Annotated in this window: 12 protein-coding genes, 1 tRNA gene and 1 pseudogene; 7 read left to right on the top strand and 7 right to left on the bottom strand. The window is 50.9% G+C overall.

The window, feature by feature from the left end; genetic code table 11:
- Nucleotides 1–188 precede the first annotated feature (188 nt).
- Nucleotides 189–575 carry a thioredoxin family protein gene (locus M4NBBH2_RS00300; RefSeq protein WP_022443335.1) on the bottom strand — a complete coding sequence of 129 codons (387 nt, stop codon included), beginning with the start codon at nucleotides 573–575 and terminating at the stop codon, nucleotides 189–191.
- 165 nt (nucleotides 576–740) lie between these two features.
- Here M4NBBH2_RS00300 and M4NBBH2_RS00295 point away from each other — a divergent pair.
- From M4NBBH2_RS00295 to M4NBBH2_RS00270, 6 genes are all read left to right on the top strand, one after another.
- Nucleotides 741–816, top strand: a tRNA-Gly gene (locus tag M4NBBH2_RS00295).
- Between the two features lie 304 nt (nucleotides 817–1,120).
- Nucleotides 1,121–3,427 (top strand): polyphosphate kinase 1, encoded by a 2,307-nt coding sequence (ppk1, locus tag M4NBBH2_RS00290; protein ID WP_116269247.1) that lies wholly within the window; start codon nucleotides 1,121–1,123, stop codon nucleotides 3,425–3,427.
- A gap of 16 nt (nucleotides 3,428–3,443) precedes the next feature.
- The gene (locus M4NBBH2_RS00285; RefSeq protein WP_116269246.1) at nucleotides 3,444–5,204 is read left to right on the top strand and encodes a Ppx/GppA phosphatase family protein; all 1,761 of its coding nucleotides are present in this window, start codon (nucleotides 3,444–3,446) and stop codon (nucleotides 5,202–5,204) included.
- Nucleotides 5,201–5,818 (top strand): molybdenum cofactor guanylyltransferase MobA, encoded by a 618-nt coding sequence (gene mobA / locus M4NBBH2_RS00280; protein WP_116269245.1) that lies wholly within the window; start codon nucleotides 5,201–5,203, stop codon nucleotides 5,816–5,818. The genes M4NBBH2_RS00285 and mobA overlap by 4 nt, the downstream gene beginning before the upstream one ends.
- Before the next feature lie 83 nt (nucleotides 5,819–5,901).
- The gene (locus M4NBBH2_RS00275; protein WP_116269244.1) at nucleotides 5,902–7,335 is read left to right on the top strand and encodes a phosphoglucose isomerase-related protein; all 1,434 of its coding nucleotides are present in this window, start codon (nucleotides 5,902–5,904) and stop codon (nucleotides 7,333–7,335) included.
- Between the two features lie 271 nt (nucleotides 7,336–7,606).
- On the top strand, nucleotides 7,607–9,475 hold the full coding sequence (locus M4NBBH2_RS00270) for a rhamnan synthesis F family protein (RefSeq protein ID WP_116269243.1): 1,869 nt from the start codon (nucleotides 7,607–7,609) through the stop codon (nucleotides 9,473–9,475).
- 97 nt (nucleotides 9,476–9,572) lie between these two features.
- On the opposite strand, the pseudogene M4NBBH2_RS12295 reads toward M4NBBH2_RS00270, so the two are convergent.
- A pseudogene (locus M4NBBH2_RS12295) lies at nucleotides 9,573–9,758 on the bottom strand (IS3 family transposase); the annotation flags it as partial.
- 156 nt (nucleotides 9,759–9,914) lie between these two features.
- On the opposite strand from M4NBBH2_RS12295, the gene M4NBBH2_RS00260 reads away from it, so the two are divergent.
- Nucleotides 9,915–11,567, top strand: coding sequence for an IS1634 family transposase (locus M4NBBH2_RS00260; protein ID WP_116269242.1), 1,653 nt, complete (start codon nucleotides 9,915–9,917; stop codon nucleotides 11,565–11,567).
- Between the two features lie 9 nt (nucleotides 11,568–11,576).
- Here the strand turns inward: M4NBBH2_RS00260 and M4NBBH2_RS00255 are convergent, their stop codons facing one another.
- From M4NBBH2_RS00255 to M4NBBH2_RS00235, 5 genes are all read right to left on the bottom strand, one after another.
- The gene (locus M4NBBH2_RS00255; protein WP_238691392.1) at nucleotides 11,577–12,239 is read right to left on the bottom strand and encodes an IS3 family transposase; all 663 of its coding nucleotides are present in this window, start codon (nucleotides 12,237–12,239) and stop codon (nucleotides 11,577–11,579) included.
- Nucleotides 12,239–12,778: a helix-turn-helix domain-containing protein gene (locus tag M4NBBH2_RS00250; protein ID WP_116269240.1), complete on the bottom strand. Its 540-nt coding sequence runs from the start codon at nucleotides 12,776–12,778 to the stop codon at nucleotides 12,239–12,241. The genes M4NBBH2_RS00255 and M4NBBH2_RS00250 overlap by 1 nt, the downstream gene beginning before the upstream one ends.
- Before the next feature lie 109 nt (nucleotides 12,779–12,887).
- Complete coding sequence (gene galU / locus M4NBBH2_RS00245) at nucleotides 12,888–13,736, bottom strand: UTP--glucose-1-phosphate uridylyltransferase GalU (RefSeq protein WP_116269239.1); 849 nt, start codon at nucleotides 13,734–13,736, stop codon at nucleotides 12,888–12,890.
- A 145-nt stretch (nucleotides 13,737–13,881) separates the two neighbouring features.
- Entirely contained in the window at nucleotides 13,882–14,862 is a 981-nt protein-coding gene (locus M4NBBH2_RS00240) for a LysR family transcriptional regulator (protein WP_116269238.1), read from the bottom strand.
- A gap of 126 nt (nucleotides 14,863–14,988) precedes the next feature.
- Entirely contained in the window at nucleotides 14,989–16,269 is a 1,281-nt protein-coding gene (locus M4NBBH2_RS00235) for an amidohydrolase (protein ID WP_116269237.1), read from the bottom strand.
- Nucleotides 16,270–16,352 lie beyond the last annotated feature (83 nt).

Here is a 16,352-nt window from a genome sequence, read left to right as displayed (position 1 = left end):
CTCACAAAGCAAAGCTCCGCAGCGGGATCTGCAGCGTCAGGGCCGGATCCCTGCTTTATTTCTTTCATTCTAGCGGCGCCGATTGATGGCTGACTGCTAAGAAAAGGTATAAAAGGTTATCCGTTCGTTACAGATTGCTAGTAACGATTTATTCTACAGATTACCAGACCTTATTGAAAGGATACCACTCAGTACTTCTTCAGAACATTATTAAACGTGGCACGGAGATCGGATTCGGACAGATAGCCCGAATGCGCGTCAATAAATTTGCACTGCCGGTCGAACAGTATCTGGGTAGGCACAGCGCTGATCTGCATGGCCTTTGAGATATCCGGATGCTCATCGATATCAATATGAACAAAGGAAATTTTCCCCTTGTATTCTTTTTCGACGGCCTTCCATGCGGGTTTCATCATCTTGCAGGGCGTGCACCAGCTGGCTTCAAAGTCCACGATTGAGATCTTTCCCTTCGCGGGGCAGAAGGCTGCTGAATGATCAGGAACCGCGGCCCCGGCGGCGGCAGAAAAGAGCGCGATCAGGGCGGTGGAAACGGTGCAGAGAAGCCTGGAATTCATAGTGTTGAGCCTGCTTTGTAAAACTGAGTGAGTGGTGCGCCTATTGTAGTCTGACAGGCCGCCGCATCAGGAAGACCAATACAGACTGAATAAAATAGTTTATACCGTATTTTTGTGACGGCATTTGCTTTTTGTATAAGACTGTGTAAAATGCATCCTCGTTCTGCGGGAGTAGCTCAGTTGGTAGAGCGCAACCTTGCCAAGGTTGAGGTCGCGAGTTCGAGACTCGTCTCCCGCTCCAGAATTTCTGATGTGATGAAGAGAGGCCGGCTAATGATAGCTGGCCTTTTTCCGTTATGGAAGCCGGAAAATTTCTTTCCCGTTTCTTCCTCCGCCTGATTCCTCTGATTTATCAATCGCTTTCCGATCGGTTTTTACCCCCTCCTGAAAGAGCTTTCCCCGCAACTTTGCGGCTTGTAATGCATTTGTCACTTTCTGGTGCTAAGGTTATCTTTACGGCTTCTTTTAGCCTATAAGAAGCTCCGAAAAATAGACAGATTCCCATAACGGCTTTTTGAGCTGAAGAGAGTCAGCGCGAGGGTCATATGCCAGTTTCCAAGAAAACTTCCGATCAGAATGCACCTGCTCAGGTTACTGAGTCCCCTGTTACAGCAGAGAAGAGTGCCAAGCCGGCGGCACGCCGTCCGCGCACCCGCCGAGCCGCGAAGCCTGCTGCAGCTGCCACATCCCGCCCGGTCAAGGCCGTTGCTTCCCGCGCCGCGAAGACCGCCGCGTCAGCCCGCCCGAAGCGTGCTCAGCGCAAGGTGACTTCGCTCACTTCTCCTGCTCTCTATACGAACCGCGAGCTTTCCTGGCTCGACTTCAATAAGCGCGTTCTCGAAACGGCGATTGAGCCGAACCGCCCGCTGCTCGATCAGGTGAAGTTCCTCTCGATTTTCTATACGAATCTTGATGAATTTTTCATGGTCCGTGTGGCGAACATCTTTAAGCAGTACAAGACGGGTTCCGGTTCTTCCGGCCCCGATAAGATGACGCCCGCCCGTCAGCTGACGGAAATCCGCAAAAAGGCGCTTGCTCTTATTGATGTAGCGGCTGCTCACTGGACCGAGAAACTGCAGCCCGCTCTTGCTGAGGCAGGTGTTCGGGTCGCTTCTTATGATCAGCTTTCTCCTGATGCTCAGAGAACGCTTCTCGCGCGGTTCCAGACGGAGATTTATCCGATTCTCACGCCTCAGGCGATCGACCCGGGACATCCTTTCCCGAGAATCTCGAATGTCTCTATCAATTTCCTGATCGAACTGCAGAGCCGTGACGGCACGCATCACTACGCGCGTCTCCGCGTGCCGCATAACATTCCCCGCTTCTTCTTCGTGACGAGCGAGGGGGATGAAATGGAGGCGGATGATCCGCTCGGAAACCGCCGCATCGATGTGGTGCCGACAGAAGAAATCATCGGTGAATTCCTTCCGCTTCTCTTCCCGGGGTACCAGGTGGTGAGCAAGGGTATGTTCCGCATCACCCGTAATACGGACGTGGAGATTGAAGAGGACGAGGCGGACGACCTGCTTGAGGCTGTTCGTGACTCCGTGACCCGCCGTCAGTGGGGCGGTGTGGTTCGCCTCGAAACCGAACACGGTATGCCCTCGAACCTCACGGAATTCATCATTCAGAAGATGAAGCTGAAGCCCTTCCAAGTTTACAGCGTCAAGGGGCCGATGGCCTTTGCGGGCTACATGGCTCTGAATGATCTGGATTATCCGAAGCTGAAGGACACGCCGTACTTCGCGAGCTTCAACCCGGATACTCAGCCGGTTGATAAGCTTTTTGAAAACATCGCGAAGCGTGACATTCTGCTTTACCACCCCTACCAGACATTCACTTCAGTCGTGGATCTGGTGCAGCAGGCAGCCAAGGATCCGGCTGTGCTGGGTATCAAGATGACGCTTTACCGCGTCGGCAATAACTCCCCGATCGTGAAGGCGCTGATGGAAGCGCGTCAGCGCGGGAAGCAGGTTACCGCTGTGGTGGAACTGAAGGCCCGTTTCGACGAAGAGCGGAACATCAACTGGGCAGAAGAAATGGAGCGCCAGGGCGTGAACGTGGTTTACGGCTTCGTGGGGCTCAAAGTGCATGCCAAGCTTTGCCTGGTGATCCGTAAGGAAGCGAGCGGCATCCGCTCCTATGTTCATATCGGTACCGGCAACTACAACCCCGGCTCCGCGAAGAACTACACCGACCTTGGCCTTCTTACGTCCGCGCAGGATATCTGCTCCGATGTGACGGACCTCTTCAACGTGATGACCGGATACGCTGTCCGTGATAACTACCGCCGGCTCTTCGTTTCCCCGACCTGCATGCGAAGCGGAATCGAGCGCGCTATCCGCGCTGAGATTGAACGTCATAAGCGTGAAGGGAACGGCCGCATTGTGCTGAAGTGCAATCAGCTTGTTGACCCCGATATGATCCGGCTGCTTTATGAAGCCTCGATCGCGGGCGTCAAGGTGGACTGCCTCGTGCGCGGTATCTGCTGCCTCAAGACCGGCATCAAGGGGATTTCCGACAACATCACCGTGCGCGCGATTCTCGGCAAGTTCCTTGAGCATGCCCGTGTGTACTGGTTCGGACCTCTTGAGGATACCGAGAAGAGCTTATGCTACATGGGATCGGCTGACCTTATGGGCCGCAACCTCGATCGCCGTATCGAAGTAGTGACACCGGTGCTCGATGAAGCCCTGAAGGAGCGTATCGCGAACGAAGTGCTGAAGCTTCAGCTCGCGGATAACGCCCGTACCTGGAAGCTTGAAGGGGATGAGTATGAACGCATCCTCCCCGCCGAAGGCAAGCCTCTCGTTGATGCCCAGGCGCTGATGAGCGAAAAGTACGGGTCCTGAAAAAAGGAAAAAAAGTATGAAACCATCCCCCTATCTGGAGCTGCCGGACGCGGCTGATGCGTCTGAACAAGATTCACAGGTACCACTTCCTGAAGGTGCCCGGCGTGTTGCGGTGATCGATCTGGGAAGCAACTCGCTCAGACTTCTGGTGAGTCAGGTTGGCGGAGATGGGAGGATTCAGGTTCTGAACTGCGTCAAGTCGATGGTGAGGCTTGGCGAGGGGGCGTTCGAAAATCAGGCGCTGCAGCCGCAGGCAATTGAGCGCACGATTTCGGTACTGAAGACCTTTGCGAGAACGTGCCGCTCCTACGGTGTGAGCAAGGTGGTGGCGGTCGCTACAGCCTCTGTCCGTGAGGCGGAAAACGGAAAAGAATTCACGGAACGGGTCAAGGCTGAGACCGGAATCGATTTCAGTGTGATTTCAGGACCGGAAGAAGCCCGTCTGATCACGATGGGGGTTGAAGCCTCTCTTCCCAGAGCCGACTATCCGCGCGCTTATATGGATATCGGCGGCGGCAGCACGGAGTTCTCTGTGTCGCGGGAAGGGGAGCTGCTCGCGGCAGAGTCACTCCGTGTTGGCTGTGTGCGTCTCGCGGATCTCTTTTTCAGAGATTTTCCCGATGCCGTGCCGAAGGCGAAGTTCCGTGAAGTCCAGGACTATGTCCGCGATAAGTCTGTGATGCCGTTCAAACGGCTTCTGGCAAAGAAGCCCCGTGAGCTGATCGCAAGTTCCGGAACGGCCGGCGCGATCGCGAGTCTCGCTTTATCCATGCGTACCGCGGAACAGACCTCTGTGTCATCCGACACCACGGTTATCACAATTGATGAAGTCCGGGCTGTTGTCGATAAGATCTGCAGTTCAACAGCCGCCGAGCGCGCGGCGCTTCCTGGCATGAATCAGAAGCGGGTTGGCGTCATTATTCCAGGTGCCGCGATTTTCCTCACGGCGATGGAGGAGCTCGGATTCAATCAGATTTCGATCACTGATCGCGGACTCCGGGATGGGGTTCTCATTCAGTATCTTGAGACAGAAGGACTGATTCCGGGGCGGGCTGTGGAGTCGAAGCAGCGAGGCCATGCTGTGAAGAGCCTTGCCAAGACTTTCCAGATCGATGTGCGTCACGCGAAGCAGGTCTCGTTCCTTTCCCGCAGTCTGTTTTCTCAGGCGCGGGAGCTCGGACTCACTGATCTGCCAAAAGAGTGGGGGGCACTGCTGGGATACGCCTCCTGGCTTCAGGAAACCGGCATTTCCATTTCTTATCTCAGGCAGCGGCAGCACAGCGCCTATATCGTCGCGAATTCTGATCTCCTCGGCTTTACGCAGCGCGAAACGCATCTTCTCGCGGCGATCATCTATAGCAGCAAGTATTACGGCAAATCGCATCCTTTTTTCATCCGTCTTTCAGATGACGACTGGAAAAAGGCAGCCCAGGCCGGCATTTTCCTTCGTCTGGCGGTAGGTCTTGATAAGAGCCATCGGTCGGCGGTTACCGGGGTTACGCTTCAGAGAAGCGAGAAGGGCTTGACTGTCCGGGTCGAATCCGATTCTCCAAGCCCAATTGAACGGGACTGCCTCGAGCGGATGGCGAAAAGCATCGCTAAGGCGCTTAATTCTCCGATTGAGATTCTGTGGACGGATCCGATTGGCGGTGAAGTGAAGGATGGTGTTCCGGAAACGGCGATCAAGGCCTGGAGACGGAAGAAAGCCAATAGAAAAAAGAAGTCCAAACTTAAGAAAGCCAAAAATAAGCTGAAGAAGAAGCACCACAAGAAATGATGCGGATTGGATTGATTCTTGCGGGGGGCCGCGCCACACGGCTGGGCGGGGCTGATAAGGGGCTTGTTCCTTTTCAGGGAGAGCCGCTGGCGCTTCGTGCCTATCGTCGTCTTTCACCTCAGGTCGACAGGATTCTGGTGAGCGCCAATCGGTCGTTTGACGAATACCGGAAGGTTCTGCCTCCTGATACTGAACTCATTCCGGACCGTACGGACTCTTTTCCGGGGCCTCTGGCAGGGCTTGAGGCGGCGATTGCGAGTCTTCCTGAGGAATCCAGGAAAGAAACCTGGCTTTTCACGGTTCCCTGTGACTGTCCCTTTTTCCCGTCGGATCTCACTGAGAAGCTGATTTTCGCTGCAAATGCTGCGGGTGCCAGATCTGCAATAGCGGAAGCCTGCGGAGAACTCCAGCCCACGTTTGCCTGTGTCAGAGCAGATCTCTTTCCTGAGCTGGAGGCTTACAACGCGGCCGGCAATCATCGGGTACGTCAGTGGTTTAAGGAAATCGGCGCAGCGACAGCTGTTTTTCCTGATATCTCTGCCTTTGATAACTGCAATACTTTTGAAGAAATAAAACAGGCTGAACAATTAGCTTTTTCTCTATCGGACAGGTAGGCTTATTTAGGTGAAAACCATATGCCAACCCGGTACAATGACCGTTACGTGATTCATATTGATGAAACTGTTCAGAGAAAAAGATGAATAGCCCAAGAAAATTTGCTCAGCCGCTCCTACCGTTCCTTCGTGACGGGGATGGAGTCACTGCTTTTGAAGCGTGCGGACTGCGGGTGGATTTCAGTCGCCAGAGGCTGACGCAGGACGATCTCGCCAGACTGGTTGATTTTGCAAATGGCCTTGGTCTGATGGAAGCCCATCACGCTATGGTTCAGGGCGAAATCGTGAACAAGTCAGAGAACCGGGCCGCTCTTCACACATCGCTTCGCTCACAGGATCCGGCGTCGCCTCATTTTGATGAGGTCAAAGAGGCGCGGGATCGGGCCTATGCTTTCGCGGAGTCTGTGAGATCCGGCAAATGGACAGGATGCCGCGGAGACACGATCACGGATGTCATCAATATTGGTATCGGCGGCTCGGAAGTTGGTCCTCGCGCGGTCTATCATGCTTTGATGGGGCTACCGCAGCCAATCAAGGTCCATTTCCTGTCAGGTGTTGACGGAGTCCAGCTGGACCGGATTCTTTATGGTCTTGATCCTTTCCGCACGCTCGTCGTTGTATCCAGCAAGAGTTTTCACACAAGGGAGACACTGGTCAACGCGTCGGTCGTTGATGAGTGGCTTGCGGCTGCAGGAATTACCGGAAGCTCCCGGGATAGACACGTTATCGCGGTCTCCGCTAATCCTGATGCGTATAAGGATCTTCGGATTCCGGTGGAGAACTTATATCCGCTGTGGGACTGGGTTGGCGGTCGGTTTTCTGTGTGGGGTAGCATCGGTATCCCCGATATGATTGCTCTTGGCACCGATGTTTTTAATCAGTTCCTGTCGGGTGCCTATGAGATGGATCGCTATGTCTACGATGCCCCGGTGGCCGAAAACATTTCCGCACTGCTTGCCCTGATTGCTTTTTGGAACGCCACGAGACTCAATATCACCCTTCAGTGTGTGCTGCCGTATGACGAGCGCCTGAGAATCTTTGTTTCCTGGGAGCAGCAGCTTGAGATGGAGAGTCTCGGCAAGACTACCCGGGCGGACGGTACAGTGATTGTTGGCAATACGGGACAGGCTGTCTGGGGCGGTCACGGTGACGAGTCTCAGCATTCTTTCTATCAGTGGCTGCGTGAAGGGACCGGAAGAACGAGTATTGACCTGATTTCCTGCGAGAAGCCGGGGCATAGCCATGAAGAGCTTCATCGTGTCATGATCGCGAATGCCAGGGCTCAGGCGGAAGCTCTTGTGACCCGTGATCCCTCTATGCCGTGGTTTAACGGCGTCACGACGATCAGCATCAGTGACCTTACACCTAAGACGCTGGGAGCCCTGATGGCGATGTATGAGCATAAGATCACGATGTTGGGAACGCTTTTTGGTCTCAATCCGTTTGATCAGCCGGGTGTTGAGTTTGGTAAGAAGCTGTCGCGGGAGGCTGAGAACAGACTGAGAGAAGATGCCTGAGTGACATCAGACATTTAATTCAGATGAAAACCGCCGCGCTGAACGGTGGTTTTTTTAATATCTATTCGGTGTTAAAGTAAATATTTAATTTTGGTAAATAATAAGGGAAAAATATATTTTTAATCAACAATTTAAATATTTACACTAATTAAGTGATTTCTCCGGACTAATGACCTGATTCATCTGCGGTAAAATCCATTCACCTGCCTGTGAATCCGTTTTTTATTTGTCAACGGAAAGTCAGAAAACTGAAAATATCTTAGAGCCCGTTATGAAGCGATTAGCTTTTTATACCTTTTGGGAAAAAAATGGAATTGTCAGAAAATATGTTCTAACGTATCTGAAGGGACTTCAGGAGGTTGCTGACAGGATTATTGTTATCGCCAATGGGAATTTGTCCAAGGAAGGAAAAGAGACGCTTGAGCGTCTTGGCGTGGATGTTCTGCAGCGTGAGAATCGAGGAATTGATTTTGGTGCATGGAAGGCAGCTTTCGACCACCTTGGGTGGAATGAGGTCCGACGGTTTGATGAGTTGATTCTGACAAACTGCAGTTGCTATGGTCCGGTGTATCCGTTCTCAGAAAGTTTCCAAAAAATGGCAGGCAATCCCTGTGATTTCTGGGGATTGACTCGCCAGGTGGAGATAAAAAAATCCCAGCTTCAGCCTGATAAACCGGATTCGTATATCCGAGCGCACATCCAGTCTTTCTTTATTGTTCTGAGACGTCCTGTTATCGAATCCGAGGGCTTCGAAAAATATTGGAAAGACCTCCATTACTACGATAAGTTTTTGGAGGAAGTTTATTGGCACGAAACTCAATTCACGGCTTATCTTGAATCTCTTGGTTTTAGCTGGGACACAGTTTTTAAACCTGAAGGAATAATGAATCCTTCGTATTATCAGGCTTACGATTATATTAACTGCCGATATCCATTGGTAAAAAGAAAACTATTCAGTTCATCACCTGAAGTCTGGACTGAAGTTACAGGCGGAGAAATACCCCGGCTTGTGATGGAAAAACTGGAGAAGCTGGGATATCCTGTGAGCGAAATATATGAAGACCTGTTGGGCACAACGCAGCTAAGTGTCTTGAACAGTAATATTCATTTTAATCAGGTTATCCTAGATGATAGATCCGAAAATATTGACAAAGTACTGGAATCAAAAAAAATAGCTGCTATTTTCTTTGCATACTATGAAGACTCTGTCGATAAATATATTCCCTATATTCGTAATCTTCCATCTAAAACTCATATCTGTCTGATTTCTACATCAAATGAGACGTTAGAGGCATACCGCAAAGCATTCAGTCATTATGATCTTGATATTGAATACCGGATCAAGATCAACAAGGGGCGGGATTTTGCGGCTTATTGCATAGCTGCCCGGGATATCTTTGATCAATACGACTATATCTGCTGTGTTAAAGATAAGAAATCCCCTCAATTAATGCAGATTGTAGGGGACTCATTCGATCGGTTATGCTGGAACGGAGTTTTGTTTTCCAAAGATTACGTCAATAACTGCATCAGTCTTCTCTCCCGCGAACAATCGCTAGGGATGATTTTTTCTCCTCCTCCGAATTTTGGTCCATTTACGACGATAGGCGATGAAATAGGACCGAATTTATCTGCTTTTGAAAAACTTTGGGAGAAGCTTGGTATTAATGTCCCCGTTGAAAAGGGGCAAGTAGTCGCTCCCTTTGGATCCGTTTTCTGGATCAAAAAAGAAGCATCAAGGACAATTCTCTCGCGTTCTTGGACGTATGACGAGATGCCGAAAGAACCTCTTGCTCCTGACGGTACATTGCTGCATGGCATTGAGCGGATCTGGGCTTATGCTGCACAAAATGATGGATACTATCCTCTGATAGCGATCCCATCCTCTCTGAGTGATGTTTATTATGGGAATACTTTCTTAAGATTAAGAGATCTAAACGCTTGTCTTTTCAAGCGCTATGATCCTCATAGTCATCAGAGCATGCTGAAAATCGTTGGCCCTTCCGATGACCAAAAGAATATCAATCAAATTTCAGTTCTGAAACTCATTAAGTATTGTTTTTTTGCAAAGTTTCTTTCAGGGAAAAGGAAAGAGCATTACAGAAAAAAGCTACAGGTCTATCTGAAGAAATTTATGTAGCGACTGACTGAGAAAATTTGCTCTTGCCACTATCTCAGAAACAAAAAAGGAGAACTTTGAACTGCTCCCCAAATTTAGGACTTGTTAAATAAAAATCCTAAGGGGCGATAGAAAGGGATTGATTTCGGTATTCTACCGGGGTCAGTCCCTTTAATTTCATCTGCCTTCTTCTGTTGTTCCAGTGCTGAATGTAACGATCCAGGTCTCTTTCAAAATCTTCATAGCAGTCCCATGTCTGATCAAGAAAGAATTCGTCCTTCAGATGCCCAAAAACCTGTTCGGTCGCGGCATTATCAACCTAAATTCCCGCTCTGTTAGCTGTATTTTTTAACAAAAGTCTATTGATTTTCCAAATAGAAAATTTAAAAAAAGGGTTGATTTATAGGTAAAACATACGTATAATATAGACATATATAATCTCTTTTGCAGCCCTTGCGATATGACTGATCACAATCCGATCCTTCCCGAAGATGCGCGTATTGTCCGAATCAAAGACACAGAGTACGTTGCAATCCATAAGTATTGGTGGGATAAAGAAAAAAAGCGGGGCCAACAAAAAAGGCGATATATTGGCAAGCTTGTTGATGGAAAATTTGTTCCGAACGCAGCTTATGCGGCAGAGCTGAAGCTGACCCGTGTCAAAAAGACCACTGATAAGCGTCAGAAATTTGATCATGACAAAACGTTCGGAACAACCGCACTCCTTACTCAAGCAGCAGAAACCTCGGGTTTAACTGATGATTTGAAGAAAGTTTATGGTGAGGGGAAGGCCGCCATGATGGTAAGCCTGGCGGCATATCAAATCATCAAAAACACTACTTCACAGCATAGATTCAAGATTTTTTCTGATACTAACGCCTTGCCAGCCGGTCTTCCAGACAATATCGAGTCTCAAAGACTAAGTGAGTTATCGCAGGATATTGGCTCAGATACAGCTTCATTAAATCGGCTCTTTGCTCTTCGGGCCAAGCGTCTTCCTGAAACAGAATATTTATCATTCGACAGCACACGAATCGCGTCTGAAAGCCGATCTCTGACAGATGTACGAAAAGGAATTAGTAAACGCGGAGGCTACGAAAACCAGATTGGTTTGGCGCTCCTCTACGGTCATAATTCTGGTGTTCCCCTGATGTTCAGGCGATTCGCCGGAAACGTGCCAGATATAGTCACTATGCATGACCTTCTGACTCGATGGGAAAACATCGGAGTCAGTAAAAAAATTATCTCAATTTTTGATCGGGGCTATTGCAGCCGTGAGAATCTTCGGCTGCTCTGCAAGAACAAGCATCACTTCATCATGGCTGCCAAAACTGATCACTCCTTCATCAGGGACGCCATCGAAGATAATCTTCCCGCTTTCTGGGATATGACGAACAACGTTCGCGGTCACAACCTGACCGCTGTTCAAACCCAGGTCACAATACCAGGCACGAAAGAGGACCCAAAATCATGTAGTGTTTGGGTGTACATCTATTACAGTCTTGCAGTTGCAAATAATGAGCAGGATAAATTTTTATCTGATTTGGTAACCTTTGAAGAAGACTGGATTAACGGGTTAGCCAGCCCTGATTCCAAACTTTTGAGATTCTATGAAACACCTGATAGTGAACCCGGTAAAAAGCCTCTGATCAGAAACAATGATGCTGTCAATGAAAAGGTCAGATACATGGGATTCTTTTCAATGATCAGCGATCGAAAACTTGAGTCGAAAGAAATCCTGGAGATCTACAGAACGCGCGACTGCATCGAGAAATGCTTTGGGGTTATCAAGACTGATGTTGGTTTTACAACTACAAGGGGACACTCCGACGTTTCTGTTAATGGACGTCTCTTGTTAGCCTTCATCGCTGCCACAATTGTTTCCTGGCTCATCAAAGCCATGAGTGTTGAAGTGAAAATAGGGAAGAAATCCTATGCACCTCTGCTTGACGAATATTCTCTCATGGAGCTGCTGGAAGATGTGGGGCAGATCCGTTTCTATAGCTCATCAACAGGAAAAGTTTGGCTCGGGGAAATTTTAGGTCGCCACAGACTCGTTTTTGAGCGACTCGGACTGGAAAACTGCCTCCTGAATCCCGCTATGTATAAGTAAATCGGGAATTCAGGTATCAAGGCAGTTACTTTTTCTTGACATGCTTTGCCGGATTCCTGCGCTCTTCAGGGTCCGTACCCAATACCAATGCTGGTACTGCCAGCCCATATCCGAGTGAAGGATTGGGTGCACGCCCTTGGGCATCGTCCTAAGCATCATCCTGAGCATTTTCTTCTGCTGCTCCATATTTGGAGAGCGGGAGATAGCCCAGGCCACGATTTCCTTTGTCGCAAAGTCGTAGACCATAGCCAGATACGCCTTACCCCAGGGCTGAGCAAACTCAGTGACATCCGTCCCGAGCTTGACCCAAGGATGCTTAGCCTCAAAATCGCGCTTAATCAGGTTCTCGTGCTTATTGTCGGTTACTCCTTTGAAAGAGCGATACGGAGTTCTTCTCTCACGTCGGATGGTGCAAATCAGTCCAAGTTCGCGCATCATCTTCCGTACAGTCTTGCCATTGATCACAGCACCCTGCTCATGACGCAGGCACATCGTAATCTGCCGGTAGCCGCAGCCATTGGCTGTTCTAGAAAAAATTTCCACGACGTGCTCTCTGAGCTCAGGCCTGGTTGGCTTCAGAGGATGTTTGCAAAGGTAGTAATAAGTTGATTTTGAAAGCTGGACAGCTTTCAAAATCTCTTTAGCAGGAAATTGCCCTGAAAGCTCCTTGATTATTTCCGCTTTGTCCCTGTTGCCAAGGACTTTGAAGCCTTCAGGGCCGCCACTTTTTTTAGGACGGCATTCTCGATCTGGAGCTGTCTGACCATGGCTTCGAGTTCCTGCTCACGGGTAAGTGGCTCTTTCTCGACTTTGTAACCTTCGGGGCGGCCGCGCTTTTTCTGGATCAGAGCCTCGGCCCCGCCTTTACGGTAAAGAGCACACCATTGGTACAAAGGAGAGGGAGAAAAGATGCTGTAGGCTCTCATCACGCTGACGACATCTTTCTTGTCGTCGACAACGGCTTTTGCGGCTGCCAAACGCGTTTCATAGGAATACTTATGCTGTTTCATAGGCTCTAAAAGGGCTTCTTTGCCATGAGCTAAGTATATAGTCCACCAATTGCCCACATACCCGTGTGACATTCCTGTTATGTGAGCTACGCGAGTCTGGCCTAAGCCTTGCTGAAATAATTTAAGCAGTTTCTCCCTGATTTTTGGGTCGTGATTGGTTCCACCTCTTGGTCTACCTGTTGGTCTTCCTGTTCGGTTCATAAAAAACTGACTCCCACTTTTTTTAGGTGTGTCCTAAAAATGGGAGTCAGTTCACTTAAGTTCTCCTTTTTTGTTCCTGACGAGGCAACAGAGACTCCGTTACTGAGAACTACTCTGCGTCTCCTGACGTATCGAATCCGGCTTTCTTCGCATAATGCACCGTAGCGGTGATGAATCCCTGCTTGGAACCGCAGTCAAAACGCCGCCCGGAAAATCTGCAGGCAGTCATAGGGACACTTTCGAGCGAAGCCTCCATGGCGTCTGTCAGCTGGATTTCACCGCCGGCCCCAGGAGTGACGTTCTCCAGATAGTCAAAAATGGACGGTTCGAAAACATAGCGGCCTATTACAGCCAGCGTGGAAGGCGCCTCTTCAGGCTTCGGCTTCTCGACCAGACCTGTAACAGACTCAGGGGCATCCGCCTTAACACTCGCGATACCGTAGAGATTTGTCTTTTCACGGGGGACATTCTGCACAGCGACAACGTTTCCGCCGCCTTTCTCTTCCCGCTTGGTGATCAGTTCCCCAATGCAGGAGCTCGGGGAGTCAACAAGATCATCGGGCAGAATCACAGCAAAGGGGGAATCTCCGATAACAGGCTTTGCGCAGAGAACGGCGTCCCCCAGCCCCTTCGGGGAATACTGGCGGGTGAAAATCAAATGAACGCCTGGCGGGCAGATGGAACGGACGACATCGAGAAGCTCTTTCTTTCCCTTTGACTGCAGCTCATTCCAGAGTTCATAGGAATAGTCAAAGTGGTTCATGATGGCCTCTTTCCCCGCGGCCGTCACAAAAACCATGTCAGTGATACCTGCCTTCGCGGCTTCTTCGACTGCGTATTGAATCAGCGGTTTGTCGACCACGGGGATCATTTCCTTAGGAACCGCCCGGGTGGCTGGGAGAAAACGGGTCCCAAGCCCTGCCACGGGGAAAACCACTTTGCGAATCGGAGAAGCCATAAAAATGCCTTTAATGAAAAGGAGAAAGACTGATTAATTGTATCGATTGAAAACGAAACGGGTAGCTCAGGATGCCCCTGCGAAATGATTCAAAGTTTGAAGCAATAGGCCGCACGAGGCTGTAAACGAAACGTTCAGGACGGCTCTATCCGGTTGAGTTCGAAGATTTTGTGCCGATCGGTCCCTCAAGCGGCACGATGCCTTCAACCGCCTCTTCAAAGCTTCGGAAGAGTTTTCTCAGTTCAGATGCGAACCATTCCGCGAAAATCCGGCAGCGTCTGATATGCCAGCTGGAGCGAGAGAGAGCGACAAAGCATTCCGCCTGCGGGCGGCGCCAGCCGGGAAGAATCGGAACGAGAGTCCCATCGCGGATCGCTTCCCAGCATTGGACAAGCGGCATATCGAGCGATACGCCAAGCCCGTCAATCAGTCCCTGACGGATCGACAGAATATCCGGGCTGAGAAGAGTCTTCCCTGCCGGCACCGAAACCTCAAGAGTTCCTTTCCTCAGAGTTCTTGTCTGCTCACGGACGGGGCCCGAATAGATAAACACCGTGTGGTGAGCGAGATCCGCGGGTTCAAGCGGCATGCCGTGCGCCTTGATGTAGGCGGGAGAGGCGAGTGGCAAGTAAATATTCCGCCCCCGGGGGAGTGTCACAAGCTTCGGATCCTCCGGATTGCCGGTAATAATCGCGACATCGGTTTTCTGCTTCTTCAGATCAGCGGCACCCATGCCAACCTGGATTTCGAACGTGATATTCGGATAGTGTTCGGAAAAGCGGGCGAGCATCGGAACGAGGTATCGTGTCGCGAAACCAGGGGCAACGGAAACCCGGATCTGCCCCTCAAGCCCCGTGCTGTCCTCTGTCATCTCGTCAATCAGCTTCTCGTGGGAGCGAATGATCGGCGCGATCCGTTTGACGGCCCAGAGTCCCTTGGGGGTCAGTTCAAGAGGCCTCGCGGAGCGGTCGATCAGTTTCTGACCGAGCGAATTTTCCAGTGTTCCAAGGGTCCGGCTGATGGTTGACGGTTCCACCCCGAAAGCCTCCGCGGTAACCGAAAAACTCCGGGACTCCGCGAGTGAAAGAAAAATTTTCCAGCTGCCAAGATCGTCGTATTTAGGCATGGTTAGAGGAGCCGAAGATGGAAATTCATTTTCGCACGGTTTGCGGAAAACGCAAAAATATTCCGCAAAAAACGCGGCTTCAGAGACCTGGCTCTGAAGCCGCGCTGAATGAAAGCGACAGACCTGTTACTTCCGGCCGCAGATCTTCTTCACCATGCCCGCGAACATCTTGAAGCCAGTGTCAAGCGCCTCTTCGTTCACGTCGAAGTTGAACTGATGGTGACCGGCTTCGCGGTCAGCGCCGTTCACAAAGAACGCGACTTTGCCGCCATGATCCTTCACGCGGCGCGCGAGGAGCGAGGCGTCTTCAGAACCGCCGAAGTTCGCTTTCTCCGTGATCGTCTTGATTTCGGGGATTCCCTTTGCCACTTCGCGGAGCGCATCGATCATGTCGGGATCGTTCTTCATATCGCAGGCCGCACCCATCTTGCGGACGTCGTAATCGACGCCGTAGGAAACGGCGTTCCCCTTGATAATCGCCATGGCCTGTTCAGCCATGTAGTCATTGATTTCGGCGGTTTCACCGCGTACTTCCATCACCATGGTGGCGTTCGGCGGGATGACGTTCCGGCCCTTGCCGGCGTTCAGCATGCCGACATTCACGCGGGTCATGCCGGAGCCGTGGCGGGGGATGCCGAGAAGCTGAAGTGTCGCGGAGCAGGCCGCGGCGAGAGCGTTCCGGCCGGCGTTCGGCTCAATACCGGCGTGAGCAGGCTTACCGGTGTAGGTGACATCAAACTTCGTCGTGCAGAGGAAGCCCCAGGGATCGATCACGACTTCGCCGTACTTCGCAACCATGCCGATGTGGCTTCCGACGAAGTAGTCGACATCGTCAAGGACACCGGATTCAGCGACCGCGTTAGCGCCGCGGACGCCTTCTTCTGCCGGCTGGAAAACGATCTTGATCCGGCCGCAAAGTTCGTCCTTATGATCAACGATGAATTTCGCGACAGTGAGCCCGATCGACATGTGGCAGTCGTGGCCGCAGGCATGCATATAGCCGTCATGCTTCGAGCGGAAGCCTTCCTTTGTCGGAATATGAGCGGCATCGGTGGTTTCCTGGACCGGGATGCAGTCGATATCAAAACGCATGGCAAGCGTCGGGCCCGGGCGGCCGGAGTCAAAGATACCGACAGCCCCTGTGTAGCCCTCAGTGGCTTTCAGGAATTCTTCCGGAACGTGATGATCACGGGCGGCCTGAAGACCGGCCTCCACGTCTTTTTCGGATCGGCCGAGAACGGCATCAGGATTCACGACTTTCGTCCCGAGGAGGACGTCGTACCCCCACTCCTTCAGTTTTTTAGCGAGATAGTAAGTGGTCGTGAATTCAGTCCAGCCGGGTTCCGGCCACTGATGAAGTTCACGGCGCTGAGAGACGAGCTGCGGGTAATACGAAGAAAAAGCCATTTTCCTGATCTCCTTCACAGAAAAGAGAAACACATGGAACTTCGAATGAATCGGTTTCGGACAGCCTTCCGGACTGCGTCCGG

The sequence above is a fragment of the Mesosutterella multiformis genome (assembly GCF_003402575.1).
GTDB lineage: Bacteria > Pseudomonadota > Gammaproteobacteria > Burkholderiales > Burkholderiaceae_F > Mesosutterella > Mesosutterella multiformis.
Note: the sequence above shows the minus strand (reverse complement) of the source record. Positions and strands in the feature narration are given on the sequence as shown.